Here is a 17,337-nt window from a genome sequence, read left to right as displayed (position 1 = left end):
GTTTCGAAGTCGGCACCGGCCCGCTCCCCCACCCGACCACCCATATGGTACTATCGTTGGGTGGTCGGGTGGGGGAGCGGGCAGGTGCCGACTTCCCGACACGATAGTGTCGGGTTAGCCACAAAGACACCTGTGCAGCAGCGGCTGCGGCTGCCATAAGCGCGGCCATGAACGCGTTAATCCTGTCTGCCCTGGCCATGACGCTGATCGTGGCCGCCCGTTATGCCATGGTCAGCGGGCTGTTCGCCTGGATCACCGCCCGCGTGCGGCCCGGGCACTACACCGGCCTGTCGCGCCAGATTCGCATGGAAGTGGGCTGGAGCCTGGTTTCCTGCGTGATCTATGGCGTGCCCGCCGGGATCATCGCCTGGGGCTGGCAGGCGCATGGCTGGACGCGCATCTATACCGACCCGCGCACCTATCCGCTGTGGTGGATGCCGGCATCGCTGATGGTCTATCTGCTGGCGCATGACACGTGGTTTTACTGGACGCATCGCTGGATGCACCGCCCGGCGGTGTTCCGCGCGATCCATGCCGTGCACCATGCCAGCCGCCCGCCAACCGCCTGGGCGGCGATGAATTTTCACCCGGTCGAGGCCGCCATTGTGGGCCTGTTCATCCCCGCACTGGTATTCGTGGTGCCGATCCACGCCGGCATGCTGGCGACGGTGCTGGTCATCATGACCGTTATGGGAGTGACCAATCACATGGGTTGGGAAATGTTTCCGCGCGCGCTGGTGCATTCGCGGGTCGGCCACTGGCTGATCACCGCCAGCCACCACCAGCGCCACCACGAACAATACCGGTGCAATTACGGGCTGTATTTCCGCCTGTGGGATCATTGGGGCAAAACCGACAAAGGGATTTCCGCGCCATGATGTCACACCTTGTTCGCCCCGCGCTGGCATCGGCGCTGCTGCTGGTACCGGGCGTTCTGCTGGCTGAACCGGCGCCCGATCAGACCGGTGGCGTCACCGTAACGGTCACCGTCAAGGGCCTGCGCAACACCAAAGGCCTGATCCGCGCCTGCCTGACGCAAAAAGCCGCGACATTTCCCGAATGCGAAAAAGACCCCGCATCGCTGCGGCTGAGCGTGCCGGCCAGCAATGGCCCGGCGCTGGTGTTTCGTCATGTGCCCGCGGGCACCTACGCCGTGTCGCTGTTTCATGATGCCAATGCCAACAACAAGCTCGACACGTTCATGGGCATCCCGTCCGAAGGGTTCGGCTTTTCGCGCGACGCCCCGGTGAAAATGGCCCCGCCCAAATTCGCGGCCGCGCAATTTGCGGTTGGCGCGGCGGATGTGACCACGGCGATCACGGTACGCTATATTCTGTGACGCCCGCCGGCCATGATCTGTCTGCCGAACCGCTGCCCGCCGAACGCGGCCCGTTGCGGGCCGGCAGCGCGCTGGCGCCATTCCGCTACCCGCCATTCCGGGCGATCTGGACCGCCAATCTGATATCCAGCGTGGGTTCGGTGATGCAGGCGGTCGCCGCCGCCTGGCTGATGACCGAACTGACCAGCCGCCATTTGCTGGTCGCGCTGGTGCAGGCATCCAGCACCATCCCGATCCTGCTGCTGGGGGTGATCGCCGGCGCGATTGCCGACAACCACGATCGGCGGCTGGTGATGCTGTGGGCGCAGGTGTTCATGCTGTTTGTGTCGGCGGTGCTGTCGGTGATGGGCTATGCCGGGGTGATCACGCCCTGGTCGTTGCTGCTGCTGACGCTGATGGTCGGCATGGGCACCGCGCTGAACGGCCCGGCGTGGCAGGCATCGGTGCGCATGCAGGTCGATCGCGCCGATCTGCCGCAGGCGATTTCGATCAACGCGATCGCGTTCAATCTGGCACGCAGCCTGGGCCCGGCGCTGGGCGGGCTGGTGATTTCGCTATGGAGCGTCAACCTGGCGTTCGCGATCAACGCGGTCAGCTATCTGGCGATGATCGTGGTGCTGGCGCGCTGGCACCCGGCGGTCACACCGCCACTGCGGCTGCCGATTGGCCCGGCGATCATGACCGGGCTGCGGTTTTGCCTGACGTCGGGCCCGATCGCGCGGGTGCTGTTGCGCGGCGCGGTGTTCGGGTTTGGCGCGGCGGGGTTTCAGGCGCTGTTGCCGGTGGTGGTGCGGCTGCAACTGCACGGGCATCAGGTCGACTATGGCCTAGTGGTGGGCGCATTCGGGTTTGGTTCGGTGCTGGCGGCGCTGTTCGTCGCCAAAGTGCGGCGCCGCATCGGCAGCGAAAACGTGGTGGGGATCAGCACGGCGGTGTTTGTGGCGGCGCAAGTCCTGCTGTCATCGGCGCATGGCGTCGCGCCGGCGATGGTGGCCGCGTTGATTGCCGGATCGGGCTGGGTGGCGACCATGACCAGCCTGAACGTGGCGATGCAGATGCGTTCGCCAGAGGCGATCCTGGCGCGGTGCATGTCGATCTATCAGGCGGTATCGTTTGGTGGCATGGCATTGGGCGCGTGGGTATGGGGCGCGCTGGCCGATCGGGCGGGATTGGTGTTCAGCCTGCGCGCAGCGGCGCTGTGGCTGGCGCTGACGCTGGTGCTGCGGCTGATCGCGCCGATGCCCGCGCGCGCCGAAGGACGGATAGAGGAAGCCAGCAATGCCCCAGCATGACGACACGACACCCAACCAGACCATGACCGCGGCACCGCTGCGATCGGTGCTGTTCATGCCCGCATCCAACCCGCGCGCGATGGCCAAGGCGCGCACTTTGCCGTGCGACGCGATTGCGCTCGATCTGGAGGACGCCGTCGCGCCAGAGGCCAAGGTGGATGCGCGCGAACAGTTGATCGGCGCGGTACGCGATGGCGGGTTTGGCCATCGCCGGCTGATCGCGCGGATCAATGCGCCGGGTACACCATGGCATGACGATGATCTGGCCGCGCTGGCACATGCGCCGATCGATGCGGTGCTGGTGCCCAAGATCGACGCTGCGGCGGATATTGCCGCATTGTCGGCCGCGATGGATGCGGCGGGATACCCCGCGCCTGTCGCGCTGTGGGTGATGATCGAAACCCCGCGCGCGGTGCTGGCGATCGAGCGGATTGCCGCGATGGCTGGTACCACCCGGCTGCGCGGACTGATGCTGGGGCTGAACGATCTGGCCAAGGATACCGGCATGGTGCAGGCCGCGGGTCGCGCCGCATTCCTGCCGGTGCTGGTGCAAGTGCTGCTGGCGGCGCGCAGCCACGGCCTGATCGTGCTGGACGGGGTGTGCAACGCCATCGACGATGCCGACCGGTTGCACGCCGAATGCACGCAGGCGCGCGATCTGGGCTATGATGGCAAAACGCTGATCCACCCCGCCCAGATCGATGTCGCCAACGCCGTATTCACCCCCGATCCTGCCGCGCTGGCGCAGGCCCGTGCAGTGGTTGCCGCGTTTGCCGATCCGGCCAATGCCGGCAAGGGCGCGATCCGCGTCGATGGCCGGATGACCGAACTGCTGCACCGCGACATGGCGGCAAAACTGATCGCGATGGCCGACGCGATTGCTGCGCGCGATCTCGGCGCGCTGTAGCCAATCGCCACCGCCAGATTCCCCCGCACAACTTAGCCATATTTTTACCATGTTGCGCCACAAGCAACAGGGTCAAGGCGTGGCGTGGGGACCACCGCCGGGTTCGCCCAGAGTGTAAAGGCGCGTGTTCGTTATGGATGATCTGCGTAAGGCCGACTTTGAACAGCGTGATCATGATGCCGACGACCATGCGGCGGAGACCGATTCGTATCATGATGCCAGTGGCGACAGCGGTGGTGAGGCACCGCCACCGGTGATCGGCCAGGACGAACGGCGCATGCAGGTGCGCGCGTACAACTATTGGGCCGGCCTGCTGGGCCAGCGCCGATTTCCGCTGCCCGACCGGTTGATCGCGGGCGATATTCCCGAATTCGGCAGCAATGCCGTGCTGCTGCATTTCGACAACGGCGTGGATGATCCGATGGTGCTGGCGCTGGGCGCGGCACTGGCGGAGGAATGCGGCGAAGGTCAGCAGATCGGCCGGCTGAGCCAGGTGCCGGGGCGATCGGTGCTGTCGCGCATTACCGACCATTACCTGCAGATCATCGCCAACGCAGCGCCGATCGGGTTTGAGGCCGAATTTGTCAATTCACGCGGCGCGACCATCCTGTACCGCGGCATTCTGCTGCCATTTTCCACCGATGACCGCACGATCGACTACATCTATGGCGTGATCAACTGGAAAGAACTGGCCGACCAGCGCACCACCGATGACCTGTTGCACGAAATCGGCCAGGCGCTGAACGCCGCGGCACCGACGCTGCCACGCGTGCCGGGGCGCATGCTGCCCGACATCGACGACTGGGGCGGTGCACCGGGGATCTGGGCCGATGGTCCCGATCTGGCCGAACCCGACCCGATCTGGGACGAAGCGCCCGCGCCCGCGCTGGATCTGGCCCCGTTCATGACCGGCACCACCGGGCCGGCGCTGGCGCGCATGGTGGCGGTCGGTACGCCCGCCGCCCCGGCCGTGGCCGAACCGCTTACCCTGGCCGAATGGCTGGAAACCGCACGTGCATCCGCCTTGCGCGCGCTGGCCAACGAAGATCGCACGCGCCAGTCGCTGTACGCCGCGATCGGCCGGGCGTGGGACTTTGCGCTGGCCGCCGATGCCGCGCCCGATGATTTTGCGCGGCTGGTGGCAGAGGCCGGGCTGGTGGCGCAGGACCGCGCCCCGCTGATCCCGTTGGTAAAGCTGGTGTTCGGCGCCGATTACGACAAAACCCGGTTGACCGAATATGCCACCGTGTTGGGCCATGCCCGGCGCATCGGGCTGGGCAAAGGCGCGCTGGCAGAATTTCTGGGCGCGGCCTGTGGCGGGCTGAAGGCGATTGTCGCGCGCGAACGCGCGCTGCGCCGTGCTGCGGACAAGGCCGCCAGACCCGCGACCGGCCGCACCGCCTGGGCGGCGGCGGCACGCGCACTGCCGGTGCGGCCGTTAAGCGAATTGCCGCGTGTCGGCGCCGAATTCAGCCTGGTACTGGTGCGCCGGATGGAGGGCGGCGATCTGTCGATGCTGGGTGAAATTGCCGATGACGCCGCGCTGCTGGAACGCGCGACCCGCCATTTTGCAGGCTGATACCGGATCGGGTGCTCTGCGTCAGGCTTGATATCGGCGGGGCTTCGTGCTGGTAAAGGGAATGCGCGCGTCTGAAATCCCGCCGATCCCCGGCACCGCACGATGACCGTGGGCGCGGCGGTCGGGCTGGGGCTGGTCACGCTGGGCGGGCTGGGGCTGATCGGGATGCGGCTGGTCACGCGGCGTGGCAGTGTGGCCATGCTCGATGCTACCGATCGCGTGCTGGCGGGCGGGGATCATGCCATCCGCCTGGCCGATACGGTCCAGTTTGGCGCTGACCCGGCGCAGCACCTGCAACTGTTTGTGCCCACCGGCCGCATGCTTGATCCGGCGCTGACCGGGCGCACCCTGCCGCTGGTGCTGTTCATCCACGGTGGCGGCTGGGCCAGCGGAAATCCCGGCGATTATCGTTTTATCGCGCGGATGATTGCGCCGCAGGGCTATGCCGTGGCGCTGGCCGGGTACCGGCTGCACCCCGCGGCACGCTATCCGCACATGCTGGAGGATGGTGCGGCGGCGATCGGCTGGCTGGCCGCGCATGCCGCCGCGCTGGGCGGTGATGCCACGAAAATCGTGCTGATCGGGCATTCGGCCGGCGCCTATAACGCGGTCATGCTGGGGCTTGACCGGCGCTGGGTTGCCGCCGCCGGCGGACACCCGCGCCGCGTCTGCGGCATGGTCGGGCTGGCCGGCCCGTATGATTTTCTGCCGCTGGACGATCACACCACGATTGCCACGTTCGGCCATGTCGCGGAACTGCGCGAAACCCAGCCGGTTCATCACGTGCGCGGTGATGCGCCGCCCGTGCTGCTGATCCATGGCGCAGCGGACAAGCGCGTGCGACCGCGCCACAGCATGGCGCTGGCGCGCGCGCTGGCCGGGTCGGGCGCGCGCAGCGAAACCCACATGCTGTCGGGCGTCGGTCATGAAGGGTTGATCATGCAGTTTGCCCGCCCGTTTGTGCGCGATCGGCGCGCGCTGTCGCTGGTGCTGAATTTTCTGGCGCGGGTTACCGCACAGCCGGCGGAGTCGGCAGCGGAATCCATGCCGGCTTCAGCGGCGGTTCAGCCGGCGCGGGCATAACCGGATGGTGTTGCGCAACCTGACCCTTTCCACCCGCACCGCGCTTGCCCTGGCTGCCGTGGTGGCCGCCGGCACCGCAGGCAGTGTCCGCGCGCAGGAAGTGCTGCGCGATGCCGAAACCGAAAGCTTTTTTCGCGACATGTCGGCGCCCATCGTCGCGGCGGCGGGGATGGACCCGCGCAATGTCGATGTGATCCTGCTCAACGATGGCGAAATCAACGCGTTCGTCGCCGGCGGCCAGGCGGTCTATATCAATTCGGGCCTGCTGAGCGCGGCCGACCACGCCGAAGAGGTGCAGGGCGTGTTTGCGCACGAATTGGGCCATATCGTCGGCGGCCACGTGATCCGCGGCGGCGAAGGGGCAAAGCCGGCAACCGCGATCACGCTGCTGTCGTTGCTGCTTGGTGCGGCGGCGGCGGCGGCGGGCGCGCCCGATGGCGGCATGGGCATTTTCATGGCCGGGCAACAGGCCGCGCTGGGCAAATACCTGGCATTCAGCCGGGTGCAGGAATCGACCGCCGATGCGGCCAGCGTGAAATTCCTGTCGGGCGCGGGCATTTCCGGGCGCGGTTCGGTCAATTTTTTCAAAAAGCTGGAAAATTACGAATATCGCGCCGGGTTCAAACGCAATTCCGATGCCGAATTTTACAGCACCCACCCGATGACCGCCGACCGGTTGACCACGCTGCAGGACGCATTTGTGGGCGATCCGGCGTGGAACCGGCCCGAAAACCCCGATCTGCAGCGGCGCTTTTTGCGGATCAGGGCCAAGCTTTATGGCTATCTGGCCGAACCGGCGCCGACGCTGGCGGCGTACCCCGAAACCATGAACGACGTGCCCGCGCACTATGCCCGCGCCTATGCGTGGCACAAACAGGCGTTCATGGACAAGGCGCTGGCCGAAACCGAAGCGATCCTGGCGATCGAGCCCGATGATCCCTATGCGCTGGAATTGAAGGGCCAGGTGCTGCTGGAATCCGGTCACCCGCGCGAAGCGATTGTGCCGTTGCGCCGCGCGGTCGAACTGACGCGAAACCAGCCGCTGATCGCCACCACGTTTGGGCACGCGCTGCTGGCGAGCGAAGACCCCGCCAATTTTGCCGAGGCCGAACGCGTGCTGAAGGCGGCGGTGGCCAAGGACCACGACAACCCGTTTGCGTGGTACGAACTGGGCACCGTCTATGAGGCGCAGGGCGATACCGCCCGCGCGCGGCTGGCCAGCGCCGAACAGCAGCAGATGGAAATGCATTTCGCCGAATCGCTGCGCAGCGCCGAAGCTGCCGAAGCCGCGCTGCCCAAAGGATCGCCCGACTGGCTGCGCGCACAGGATATCGCGATGAGTTCACGCGCGATGATTGAGCGCAGCCGCAAGAAGAAGTAAGAGTTTCACGCCATGTCGTTTGTTACACCCGTGCGGTTTCGCCTGTTCGCCCTGTTCACCGGTCTTGCGCTGATCGCGGCGGCATCGCTGGGCTGGTACCGTGGTTCGCACCACAGCGATGGCGCCGATCCGGCCGCACTGAGCGCGCAATTGGCGGGTGCCGGGATCGATGCGCCCAAACGCGCCGCGATCGAGGGGCTGGTGCGCGCCTATATCCTGGATCACCCGGAAATCCTGCCCGAAGCGATGGACCGGTTGCAGGCGCGTGAAAACGCCGACCGGTTGAAACCGTTGCGCGCCGCGCTGGAAACGCCGTTTCCGGGCGCGGTGCTGGGCAACCCCGCCGGCACGCTCACGCTGGTCGAATTCACTGATTTCGCCTGTACCTATTGCCGCGCGAGCGAGGCCGATGTGGCCGCGCTGATCGCGGCCAATCCCGATCTGAAAGTGGTGCTGCGCGAATTGCCGATCATCGCTCCGGAAAGCGATCCGGCCGCGCGCATGGGGCTGGCGGCCGCTGCGCAAGGCCGGTTTGCCGCGTACCATACGGCGATGTTCAGCGGCCCGCGCCCCGACGCGCACAGCATCGCTGCGGCCGCAACCCGCGCCGGGCTCAACCTCGATGCCGCCCAGGCGTTTACCAAACGTGGCGAGGTTCAGCAGGAAATCGACCACAATCTGGCATTCGCCCGCCAGTTGGGCATCAGTGGCACGCCGGCCTTTGCCATCGGTGGGCAGATCATCCCCGGCGCGGTCGGTCTGGCCAAATTGCAGGACGCGGTCGACACCGCCCGCAAGGGCTAATACCAAGTCGCGCTAAGCGCGACTCATACCGCCCGCCCCACCTCGCGAGCCCGACCACCATAACCTGTTGGTATCGTTGGTGGTCGGGTGGGGAGGTGGGGTGGGCGGCATGAGTTCACGTCAGTGAACTTTGGTATAAGCTCCAGACCGGCTGACCCGAAAACCCGCCCAGCGGCGGCGGGCCGGGCGATTCGCGACCGCGGGCAAAACCGGTGCGCGCGTGCGCTGTTCACGCAAAACCCCGAAAATTAACCATAAATCGCACGCAAACAGCCCCGTGGAGGGTCGATTCCGGTCGATTTGGAAACCGATCGTTAAAGGGATTTTGCGTACATTCCACCGGTGAAAAACAAAGCCGCACCATTTCGCGGGCAATGGCCCATGCATTTCCGCCGCGGTGGCGCGGCCGGTGTGCGCCGGCGCGCGCCGGTGTGGTCGCCGGCGTTCTGGCAGGATCTGGCGCAGGACAATGCCGCCACCACCGCGATGGAATTTTCGATCGTCGCCCCGGTGCTGTTTGCGCTGATCCTGGCGACGCTGCAACTGGTGTTGGTGTTTCTGGCGCAGGCCGCGCTGGAAACCGCTGCCGAAGGATCGGCGCGCTATGTGCTGACCGGGCAGGCGCAGACCAATTTCCAGGGTGTTTACGATTCGAATGGCAATCTGGTGACGAGTTCGCAGACGCAGTTCACCAACTATGTCTGTTCGCAAATGGCGCCGTTCATGGGCTGTGGCTATCTGTTTGCGGATGTCACCAGCGGGGCCAACTATTCCTCGGTCAACCTGGCCGAACCGACCTGGACGTTCGACAACACCGGCAAACTGACCAACACCTTCACCTATAGCCCCGGCACACAGGGCGCCATCGTGGTGGTGCGGCTGTATTATTTCTGGCCGGTCATTTCGCTGTTCGGGTTCAACATCACCAGCACCACCAGCACCAACGCCAGCGGCACGATGTTTGACGTGCTGATTGCCACTTCGGTCGCCAAGACGGAGGGATATTGATGACACCCCCCCCGCCCCGCAAATCTGCCCTGCCCCGGCTAATCCGCGCAGCGCAGGCGCTCGCGCGCGACCGTTCCGGCGTGGCATTTGTCGAAATGGCGCTGCTCACCCCGGTACTGTTCCTGATGTACACTGGCGCCTATGTGGTCAGCGACATGGTCACCTGCGGGCGCAAGGTATCGCTGACCGCGCGGACCATTACCGACCTGACCAGCCAATATGGTTCGGTCAGCAGTGCCAACCTGACCGCGGTGCTGTCGAATTCCGCCTATGTGCTGGCGCCATACAATTCCGCCAATGCCGGCCTGCGCATCAGCGAATTGCAAGTGACCGATGCCAGCCATGCCAAAGTGGTGTGGAGCAAGGGGCAGAACGCCACCGCGCTGGCGGTCAACGCGGTGGTCACGCTGCCGACCAACCTGGCGCCTTCGCTGATGATCCCCAGCAATGCCAACAACCAGACCGGCGCGTTCATCATCATGGGCGAAATTTCCTACGCCTATACGCCCGCGTTCGGAGGGGGCTGGATCCCGTCCCCGGCACTGTACAACCGCTATTTCATGCTGCCGCGCTTGTCGACAGCGATCCCCCTGACATCGTGATGGACCTTATGACCCGCATCCCCGCACTTGCGCGCATGACCCGCCGGATCGGTCAATTGATGGCCGCGATCGGCCGCCAGCGTGATGCCAATGTCACGCTGATCGCCTCTGTCACGCTGATCCCGACGATGTTCGGGCTGGGGTTCTGCATCGATTATGCGCGCGCGCAAATGCTGCAATCGCGCATCGCCGCGGTGGCCGACGCCGCCGCGCTGACCGGCACCGACATGCTGTATATTCAGCAGACTGCCGATGTGGCAAAGGCCGCGTCTACCCAGATTTTCACCTCGCAAGTGGCATCATACAACTCATTTTCCTACAATTCATCGACCCAGCTGATCGTGACGGTCAGCAACCAGGGCGGGCTCAACCTGGGCCGCACCGTGACCGTGACATGGGGTGGCCAGTCGGCCAACATGTTCAGCGGCATCCTGGGCGCGAATTCGCTGGCGATCAGCGGATCATCGGTGGCCTATGCCACACAGGCGCCCAACATGAATTTCTTTCTGGTGATGGACAAATCACCGTCGATGCTGCTGCCGACCACGGCCACCGGCATCGCCGCGGTCAAGGCATCGACCAGCGATGGCTGTGCCTTTGCCTGCCACCAGCAATTTCCCGGCAGCAACTATGTCAAGGACGTGAACGGCAAATTCGTGTTCATCGACCAGAATTTCTACACGAGCGGCAATGCCAACGCCGGGGTTTATTATCTGATCGACAAGAACAACAAGCTGTACAATTCCAGTGGCACCCAGATGGGTACCAACGTCACATCATCCAGTACGACATCTTACACTACACTTTCGTACAAGGACATGTCGTCAAAAAGCCAGACGTTGCCGGGTTTCTATGCCGACGGTTACTGGCTGACGCACAATTATACCAAGGTCTATCCGGCGGGATCGGCGATCGATCTGCGCATTTCGGACGAGGCGCTGGCCGCGAAGGAGCTGATTCCTTACGCGCAGGGTCAGGCGACCCTGAACAGCGTGACCTATAAATTGCAGTTTTTCAGCTATGACTGGACCCACCCCAGCGCCTCCAGCCCGGTCACACAGCACAGCACGATGACCAATGTGGCCACGCTGACATCGGCCAGCGTGCCCGCGCTGGATAGCAATGTGGACTGGTGGTACCAGAACAGCCAGCCGACGTCGTCGACCAACAACAACGACCAGGCCACCGAAACCAAGAACATGCTGACGTCGATGAACACGGTGATGCCGGCGCCGGGCAGCGGGCTGACCGCCAACAGCCCGCAAGAGGTGATGCTGCTGATCACCGACGGGGTGACCGACGAAAACACCAGCGGCCGCGTCAACCGCGAATTCAGCGCTACCGACCTTGCCGCCTGCACCACCATCAAGAACCGCGGGATCAAGATCGCGATCCTGTACACCGAATATTCGTCGGCGGTGCTGGTGGGCGACAGCTGGTCACAAAGCAACGTGGCGCCTTATCTGCCCAACGTGCTGCCCGCCTTGCAAAGCTGTGCGTCGGCCGCCAACGATGGATCGCCACTGGTCTATACCGTGCAGTCGGACCAGAGCATTTCGACCGCGCTGCAGACGCTGTTTCAGCTGACCATAGCCAATTCGCACCTTATCGGGTGATGCCAGGTCGCGCGATGCGCGCCGTCAAACCAGCTTTGGACGTTCGAGACCGTGGCCATCGGGCCCGGTCTCGTACCGCCACAGCATGACCACGCAGGCCAGCGCGGCCAGGCTGATCGCGCCGAAAAACCACAACACCGCGTCGTAACCGGCAGGATTGAGCGGCCCGGCGCCGGCGCGGTCGGCCAGCCAGCCGGCCACCAGGTTCGACAGGGCAATCCCCAGCGCCTGGATCAGCGTGATCAGGCCCAGCGCGGTGCCCAGTTTTTCGCGCGGCACGATCATCGTCGTGGCCGGCCAGATCACCGCCGGCACCAGCGCCCAGCTGATCCCCATCAGCACGGTCGACACCCACGGTGACCATTCCGTCAGGCCCAGCACCAGCAGCGTGACCGGCAACAGCACGGTGCCGAACACCAGCATCGCGGCGCGGTTGCCAAACCGGTCGGCAATCACCCCGAACAGCGGCGTGGCAAAGATCGCCGCCGCAAACACCCCGGAATTGACCTGGCCCGCCGCCTGCAACGACAGATGTTTGGCGTGCTGCAGATATTCCACCGCATAGGTCTGGCGGAACGGAAAGAATACCGAGGCATAGAGCACGTGCAGCCCCAGAATATACCAGAACCCGGCGTCGAACCGCAGCCGCGCCAGGCTGAAAACCGGCGGTGGGGCGACATCCCCCGCTGCCGGTGCGAGCGGGCGTGGCCGGTACGGTTCCAACAGCCAGAATACCGTCGCCGCGACAAACCCCAGCCCCATGATGCCGGCGCCCAGCCACAGTGGCGGCTGCCAGCCTGCCTCATACAGCGGGCGCGCCCAGGTGGACGAGGTGTTGCACAGGAACGAGCCCACCCGCGCCAGTGACAGGAACAGGCCAGTCGCCAGCGCGACGCCATTGCGCGGAAACCACTGCGCCAGCCCCGCGACCAGCGCCATGAAAATCGCGCCTTCGGTCACGCCAAAGATCAACCGCCCCAGCCACATGACCGAAAACGGGGTGCCATAAGCGGTCAGACAGGCGCCAATCACGCCGATCGCGGCGGTCCACAGCGCGATGCGCGCCGGGCCATAGCGATCGATCATCACCCCGCCGACCAGCGCCAGAACCACGTTCGGCCAATAGATCGCAGCATTCAGGCTACCAATATCGGCTTGGGCAAAGCCGCGCTGGCGGATCAGCAGATCAGCAATTTCTCCAATCGTGTCAGAAACATAATAGGTCGCAAAAATGGCCAGCGCAGCCACCAGCAGCGCGACCCAGCGCAAAGGCACCGCCGGCAGATCGGCATCCAATGGTTTCGATACTGCCGCCACGTGTTCGCCCCCGCATTGCTGATCGCCCATTGGTATCAGCAAGCGCGGGGATTGTGTGCCAAAATTATGGCGGGAAACGCGCGGTTGGTCAGCCGGCCAACTTGCGGGCCTGAAGCGATTCCAGCGCCGCGCGCGGATGCTGTCTGGCCTGCATCCCGGCGCTGAATTGCCGCCACACACCTTTGCCATCGGCCTTGGCGCGGTACAGCGCCACATCGGCGTGGTGGATCAACCGTTCTGCATCGTGCGCATCGCGCGGGTACAGCGCGATGCCGATGCTGCCGCCCAGATGCACGGTGTGATCGGCCAGCACATAGGGCTGTGACAGCAGGTCGATCAGGCGGTCGGCAATCGCGATGGCCATGCTTTCGACATCGTTGCATTCGACATCGTGCCCGGTGATCAGCACCGCAAATTCGTCGCCACCCAGCCGCGACGGCAGATCATCGGGGCGCACGGCGCGACGGATGCGGTCGGCCACTTCGCGCAGAAACACATCGCCCACGGCATGGCCAAACACGTCGTTGACGCTTTTGAACCGGTCGATATCGATGATCAGCAGCGCGGCCTGCAACGTGCCGCCTTGCTCGGCCGACAGGTCAACCCGGCCCAGCACTTCGACCAGCCGATGCTGAAACTGCGCGCGGTTGGGCAACCCGGTCAACACATCGTAATGCGCCAGCTGTTCGATGCGCGACAGCGCGCGGCTGGCCTCGGTCACGTCTTCGGCAACGGTCAGGATCAGCCGGTCGCTGTCGGGCATGGCCACCGGGATTTGCGCCACCCGCAACAGGCGATGGCGGTCCGCCGACGGTTTGCCCGGCTGCGGCAATTCGAACGGCAGATCGCGCAAGCTGGCTGGCGGCAGATTGCGCAGCACCGCGTCGGCATGCATCAGTTGTTCGGCCAGCACCCCGGGCGTGACATCTTCTACCGATTTGCCGACAATCCGCCCGCGATCGATGCCGAACATCGCCGCACCGGCCTTGTTGACCAGCACGAATTTGCCGGTTTTTTCAGACCGCACGGTGACCAGCGAGGGAATATGTTCGATCACCGCTTCGGCAAAGCGGCGCTGGCGTTCGGCCTCCAGTTTGGATTTACGCAGGTTTTCCGCCAGGCTGCGCAGACGTTTTTCGGTCACCACACGCTCTGCCACCGCCGCTTTCAGCAGGTCGATGACCACACCCACGCCCAGGTATCGGCCCTGGTCAACGACGATAAAGCCCTTCAGCAATTGCCCCGAATGGCCATCGAGCGCGGCTTGCGCAAAATCGCCGGTGGGGGTGTCGGCCTCGACCAGCAGCGGCGCGGGTTCCATGATCGGGGCGATCGGCCGTTTGCCAAACACCGCGCGGCCATATTGCCCCGCCAGCCGGGTCAGGAACGCATTGCGCTCGATCAGCCCGATCGGCACCGCATGTTCATCGACCACCGCGATCAGCGGGCAATCGGGGTCCTGTTTGAAACGGGTATAGATCGTGTCGCCCAGATCATGGGGAAACGCCGGGTCGAACTGTATTGCCAATTCTCGAAGAGAAAGCATTGGTCACCCTGGTGCGACGCCGCCCGGGATCTTTATCCACTCTGGGTTAAGGATTTTACAATCTGCCCGCGCAGGATGGCATTTTTCGCGGCCAATGCGACAGCCTGGGATGGTCCGCGTCAGGCCAGCGGCACTTCAAGATAGCAGCCGAATTCGCTGAGGAAATTGACCGCGATGCAGCAATGGACGCGGCCCTGCTTGTTGTCGAACGCGGCCACCTCGCCGATCGGGAACACCGGCTGGTGCCACACGCCGGGATCGATATGCAGCCCGAACGAGCCGTCGCAATAAAACGCGATGAAATCATCCGGGGTCACATCATCGCCGGGTTTTGCCAGCAGCGCCACGAATGCTGCCGTGTCACGGGGGCAAAAAATCTGCCCGCCATCGGGATGATAATTGGCCTCGTGCGTGTAAATCCGGCTGATATCCTGTGGCGCGCGGGCTTCCGACGCAGTCGCCGGGTCGGCAAACCAGCCGGTGATATAGCTGCGACCGACAGCGTGGTTGACAGCATGCTGCACTTCGCCGCGCCGCACCATTTCGAACGGGTCTTCGACCACGCCGCCTTCGTTGCCGGTGCCGGGCACCACCGGGCGCCAGCCAGGCTGCGGCCAGGTCACGATCTCCACCGCGCCGGCGTCAAATGCGGGAACCACATGGCCATAGCCGTGCAGGGTTTCGGGCGTGGCGACCACCCGCCGCACGCGGTGCACGCGCGCCGCGCCGCTGGCGATGGAGGGGAGCGCGGAAAAGTCGATTTCAGCGAAGTTTGACAGCATGGACGGGTCTTTGCCTGATTCGGGTCGGGGTGCAAATACCATCAGTCTGGGCGAAACCCGCCACGCCTTGTGCAAACGGCGCAAGTCAGCCCCGCCACCCATCCGTTCGCTGCGCGCGATGGTACGCAACCTGCGGTGTCATCAGATTGTAGGCACCCGATTCTAACGCTTGGTGACCGCAGGGTCGGGTGTTCCGGGCGGTTCGGGGGTCTGTGGGCAGCATGGCCAGCGTGCCCGCGCTGTGCGGGCCGGTCAATGTGGAGCAATCCAACGGGCGCATGGCCCTGCTGGCACCACAAACTTTTTTTGGAGATGCGCGTGTTCAAAAGTCCGATTCATGCCGTTTTGCTGATGATCGCATCTGCCATGTTGCTGGCCAGCCCCGCACATGCAGAACCCGTCGCAATGCCCAAGGTTGCGCACGTGATCATTATCGGGGTGGACGGCATGAGCACCGACGGCGTGCTGAAGGCCGATACCCCGACCATGCACGACATGATGAAGCACGGCAGCTGGACGATGCATGCGCGCGGCGTGCTGCCCACCACCAGCGCGGCCAACTGGGCATCAGTGATCGATGGCGCAGGGCCCGAACAGCACGGCGTGACCAACAATGACTGGCAGGTGGGCGAGTTCAATTTCCCCACCTCGGTGATTGGGTCGGGTGGTTTTTTCCCTTCGATCTTTCAGGTTTTGCACGATCAGCGTCCGCAATGGCAGCTCGGGTCGATCTATCAGTGGGAAGGGTTCGGCAATCTTTATGACCGGCACTTCGTAAATTATGACATTCACGGGCGTGATGAGGATGAGACAACCGCGCTGGCGGTGGCCTATATCAAGGCCAGCAAACCCGCGTTCCTGTTCATGCATCTTGATCTGGTTGACGATGCCGGACACACTTACGGGCACGGATCGCCGCAGTACTATGCGGCTGTTGCCAAAGCTGACCGGTTGATCGCCCGGATCAGGCAAGCCGTCGCAGACGCCGGCATCGGCAATGATACGGTTACCCTGGTGACCGCCGACCATGGTGGCGTGGGCAAAGGGCACGGGGGGCAAAGCCTGGCCGAACTGGAAATCCCGTGGATTGCCTATGGCAAGGGCATTGCCCCGGACAACGAGATCGACATGCCGGTCAACACGTTTGACACCCCTGCCACAGCGCTGTGGCTGCTTGGCGCAAAGATCCCTTATGCCTGGTTGGGACGCCCGGTCAGGCCGGCGGTGACCGGACAGGCAATGCCCGATCAGGTGTACCGGGCCAGCAGTTTGCACGCGGCGCCGCTGATCGATCCGGCAACCGACGGCAATGCCGATGGCGGCGGATTGTTCATCGATCAGCCGGTGCGGATGTCCATGCGCAACCCGGGCCCGCTGGGTGAAATACGCTACACGCTGGATAATTCCATCCCCACCAGTGCGTCTCCGCTGTACAGTGCCCCCGTCACCATCACCCGCAGTACGATCGTGCGCGCCACGCTGTTTATCGACGGAAAACCCGCCAGCAGCCCGACAAAGGGCTATTTTCGGATACTTGAACAAACCGGTCACGATCTGCGCGGGGTCAATTACAAGGTCTACTTGCTTCCGGACCCGGCGATGCGGCTGCCCGATTTTGACCGATTGACCCCCGTCGCATCGGGAACAACGCATGAATTCAGCATCGCCGGCCTGGCCTTGCCGCGCGAAGCGAATGTCGCCGTGGTGTTCGACGGCTTTATCCAGATCGCGGCCGACGGCGAATACACCTTTGTGCTGGCATCCGACGACGGCAGCAAGCTCAGCATCGACGGCAAGCCGGTGGTCGACAACGATGGCAGCCACGGGACGGTCGCTGCGAATGGCGGCATCACGCTGACGCCGGGTAAACATGCCATCAGGGTTGAATGGTTCAACGGCAGCGGCGGCGCCTGGCTTGGCGCCTATTTTCAAGGCCCCGGCGTTCCCCGTCAGTTTATCGATCCCAACCTGCTGAGCGTTCGGTAAAGCATGACCGGATTGTGGAAAGCGGCAGCAGTCATTGCCGCCGTTTGCGCCCTGCCGGTCGGCGTTGCGGGCACCCCACCGCGCTGCAATCTGGC

The 17,337-nt window shown here is 64.3% G+C and carries 15 protein-coding genes; 12 read left to right on the top strand and 3 right to left on the bottom strand.

Going from position 1 to position 17,337, the window contains the following annotated elements:
- Positions 1–167 precede the first annotated feature (167 nt).
- From ABWP89_RS16580 to ABWP89_RS16530, 11 genes are all read left to right on the top strand, one after another.
- Positions 168–878: a sterol desaturase family protein gene (locus tag ABWP89_RS16580; RefSeq protein ID WP_353230691.1), complete on the top strand. Its 711-nt coding sequence runs from the start codon at positions 168–170 to the stop codon at positions 876–878.
- Positions 875–1,339 carry a DUF2141 domain-containing protein gene (locus ABWP89_RS16575; RefSeq protein WP_353230690.1) on the top strand — a complete coding sequence of 155 codons (465 nt, stop codon included), beginning with the start codon at positions 875–877 and terminating at the stop codon, positions 1,337–1,339. The genes ABWP89_RS16580 and ABWP89_RS16575 overlap by 4 nt, the downstream gene beginning before the upstream one ends.
- Positions 1,336–2,631, top strand: coding sequence for an MFS transporter (locus ABWP89_RS16570; RefSeq protein WP_353230688.1), 1,296 nt, complete (start codon positions 1,336–1,338; stop codon positions 2,629–2,631). The genes ABWP89_RS16575 and ABWP89_RS16570 overlap by 4 nt, the downstream gene beginning before the upstream one ends.
- Entirely contained in the window at positions 2,618–3,538 is a 921-nt protein-coding gene (locus ABWP89_RS16565; RefSeq protein WP_353230687.1) for an HpcH/HpaI aldolase/citrate lyase family protein, read from the top strand. Before ABWP89_RS16570 ends, ABWP89_RS16565 begins: the two co-directional genes overlap by 14 nt.
- A gap of 133 nt (positions 3,539–3,671) precedes the next feature.
- On the top strand, positions 3,672–5,117 hold the full coding sequence (locus tag ABWP89_RS16560; protein ID WP_353230686.1) for a PAS domain-containing protein: 1,446 nt from the start codon (positions 3,672–3,674) through the stop codon (positions 5,115–5,117).
- 102 nt (positions 5,118–5,219) lie between these two features.
- Positions 5,220–6,200: an alpha/beta hydrolase gene (locus ABWP89_RS16555; RefSeq protein ID WP_353230684.1), complete on the top strand. Its 981-nt coding sequence runs from the start codon at positions 5,220–5,222 to the stop codon at positions 6,198–6,200.
- A gap of 4 nt (positions 6,201–6,204) precedes the next feature.
- Positions 6,205–7,581 carry a M48 family metalloprotease gene (locus ABWP89_RS16550; RefSeq protein ID WP_353230683.1) on the top strand — a complete coding sequence of 459 codons (1,377 nt, stop codon included), beginning with the start codon at positions 6,205–6,207 and terminating at the stop codon, positions 7,579–7,581.
- 12 nt (positions 7,582–7,593) lie between these two features.
- A complete protein-coding gene (locus tag ABWP89_RS16545; RefSeq protein ID WP_353230681.1) occupies positions 7,594–8,385 on the top strand; it encodes a DsbA family protein in 792 nt (263 codons plus the stop codon).
- A 381-nt stretch (positions 8,386–8,766) separates the two neighbouring features.
- Positions 8,767–9,393, top strand: a complete 627-nt coding sequence (locus ABWP89_RS16540) for a TadE/TadG family type IV pilus assembly protein (protein ID WP_353230680.1) — start codon at positions 8,767–8,769, stop codon at positions 9,391–9,393.
- On the top strand, positions 9,393–9,995 hold the full coding sequence (locus ABWP89_RS16535; RefSeq protein WP_353230679.1) for a TadE/TadG family type IV pilus assembly protein: 603 nt from the start codon (positions 9,393–9,395) through the stop codon (positions 9,993–9,995). Before ABWP89_RS16540 ends, ABWP89_RS16535 begins: the two co-directional genes overlap by 1 nt.
- Before the next feature lie 8 nt (positions 9,996–10,003).
- Positions 10,004–11,611 carry a hypothetical protein gene (locus ABWP89_RS16530; protein ID WP_353230677.1) on the top strand — a complete coding sequence of 536 codons (1,608 nt, stop codon included), beginning with the start codon at positions 10,004–10,006 and terminating at the stop codon, positions 11,609–11,611.
- Between the two features lie 24 nt (positions 11,612–11,635).
- Here ABWP89_RS16530 and ABWP89_RS16525 read toward each other — a convergent pair whose 3' ends face one another.
- From ABWP89_RS16525 to ABWP89_RS16515, 3 genes are all read right to left on the bottom strand, one after another.
- Entirely contained in the window at positions 11,636–12,958 is a 1,323-nt protein-coding gene (locus ABWP89_RS16525) for an MFS transporter (protein ID WP_353230676.1), read from the bottom strand.
- A 58-nt stretch (positions 12,959–13,016) separates the two neighbouring features.
- On the bottom strand, positions 13,017–14,474 hold the full coding sequence (locus tag ABWP89_RS16520) for a diguanylate cyclase domain-containing protein (RefSeq protein WP_353230674.1): 1,458 nt from the start codon (positions 14,472–14,474) through the stop codon (positions 13,017–13,019).
- Positions 14,475–14,593: 119 nt separating this feature from the next.
- Positions 14,594–15,256, bottom strand: a complete 663-nt coding sequence (locus ABWP89_RS16515; RefSeq protein ID WP_353230673.1) for an ureidoglycolate lyase — start codon at positions 15,254–15,256, stop codon at positions 14,594–14,596.
- A gap of 351 nt (positions 15,257–15,607) precedes the next feature.
- Between ABWP89_RS16515 and ABWP89_RS16510 the strand changes: the two genes are divergently transcribed.
- Positions 15,608–17,242 carry an alkaline phosphatase family protein gene (locus ABWP89_RS16510; protein ID WP_353230672.1) on the top strand — a complete coding sequence of 545 codons (1,635 nt, stop codon included), beginning with the start codon at positions 15,608–15,610 and terminating at the stop codon, positions 17,240–17,242.
- Positions 17,243–17,337: the final 95 nt, after the last annotated feature.

Origin of the sequence: Novosphingobium sp. (assembly GCF_040398825.1) — a bacterium.
GTDB lineage: Bacteria > Pseudomonadota > Alphaproteobacteria > Sphingomonadales > Sphingomonadaceae > Novosphingobium.
This window is presented reverse-complemented; position numbering and strand designations above follow the sequence as displayed.

Coding starts and splice junctions, on each gene's coding strand:
- ABWP89_RS16580 (WP_353230691.1), top strand. CDS start 168: ATGAACGCGTTAATCCTGTCTGCCCTGGCCATGACGCTGATCGTGGCC.
- ABWP89_RS16565 (WP_353230687.1), top strand. CDS start 2,618: ATGCCCCAGCATGACGACACGACACCCAACCAGACCATGACCGCGGCA.
- ABWP89_RS16560 (WP_353230686.1), top strand. CDS start 3,672: ATGGATGATCTGCGTAAGGCCGACTTTGAACAGCGTGATCATGATGCC.
- ABWP89_RS16535 (WP_353230679.1), top strand. CDS start 9,393: ATGACACCCCCCCCGCCCCGCAAATCTGCCCTGCCCCGGCTAATCCGC.
- ABWP89_RS16520 (WP_353230674.1), bottom strand. CDS start 14,474: ATGCTTTCTCTTCGAGAATTGGCAATACAGTTCGACCCGGCGTTTCCC.
- ABWP89_RS16545 (WP_353230681.1), top strand. CDS start 7,594: ATGTCGTTTGTTACACCCGTGCGGTTTCGCCTGTTCGCCCTGTTCACC.
- ABWP89_RS16555 (WP_353230684.1), top strand. CDS start 5,220: ATGACCGTGGGCGCGGCGGTCGGGCTGGGGCTGGTCACGCTGGGCGGG.
- ABWP89_RS16515 (WP_353230673.1), bottom strand. CDS start 15,256: ATGCTGTCAAACTTCGCTGAAATCGACTTTTCCGCGCTCCCCTCCATC.
- ABWP89_RS16540 (WP_353230680.1), top strand. CDS start 8,767: ATGCATTTCCGCCGCGGTGGCGCGGCCGGTGTGCGCCGGCGCGCGCCG.
- ABWP89_RS16575 (WP_353230690.1), top strand. CDS start 875: ATGATGTCACACCTTGTTCGCCCCGCGCTGGCATCGGCGCTGCTGCTG.
- ABWP89_RS16530 (WP_353230677.1), top strand. CDS start 10,004: ATGACCCGCATCCCCGCACTTGCGCGCATGACCCGCCGGATCGGTCAA.
- ABWP89_RS16510 (WP_353230672.1), top strand. CDS start 15,608: ATGATCGCATCTGCCATGTTGCTGGCCAGCCCCGCACATGCAGAACCC.
- ABWP89_RS16550 (WP_353230683.1), top strand. CDS start 6,205: ATGGTGTTGCGCAACCTGACCCTTTCCACCCGCACCGCGCTTGCCCTG.
- ABWP89_RS16525 (WP_353230676.1), bottom strand. CDS start 12,958: ATGGGCGATCAGCAATGCGGGGGCGAACACGTGGCGGCAGTATCGAAA.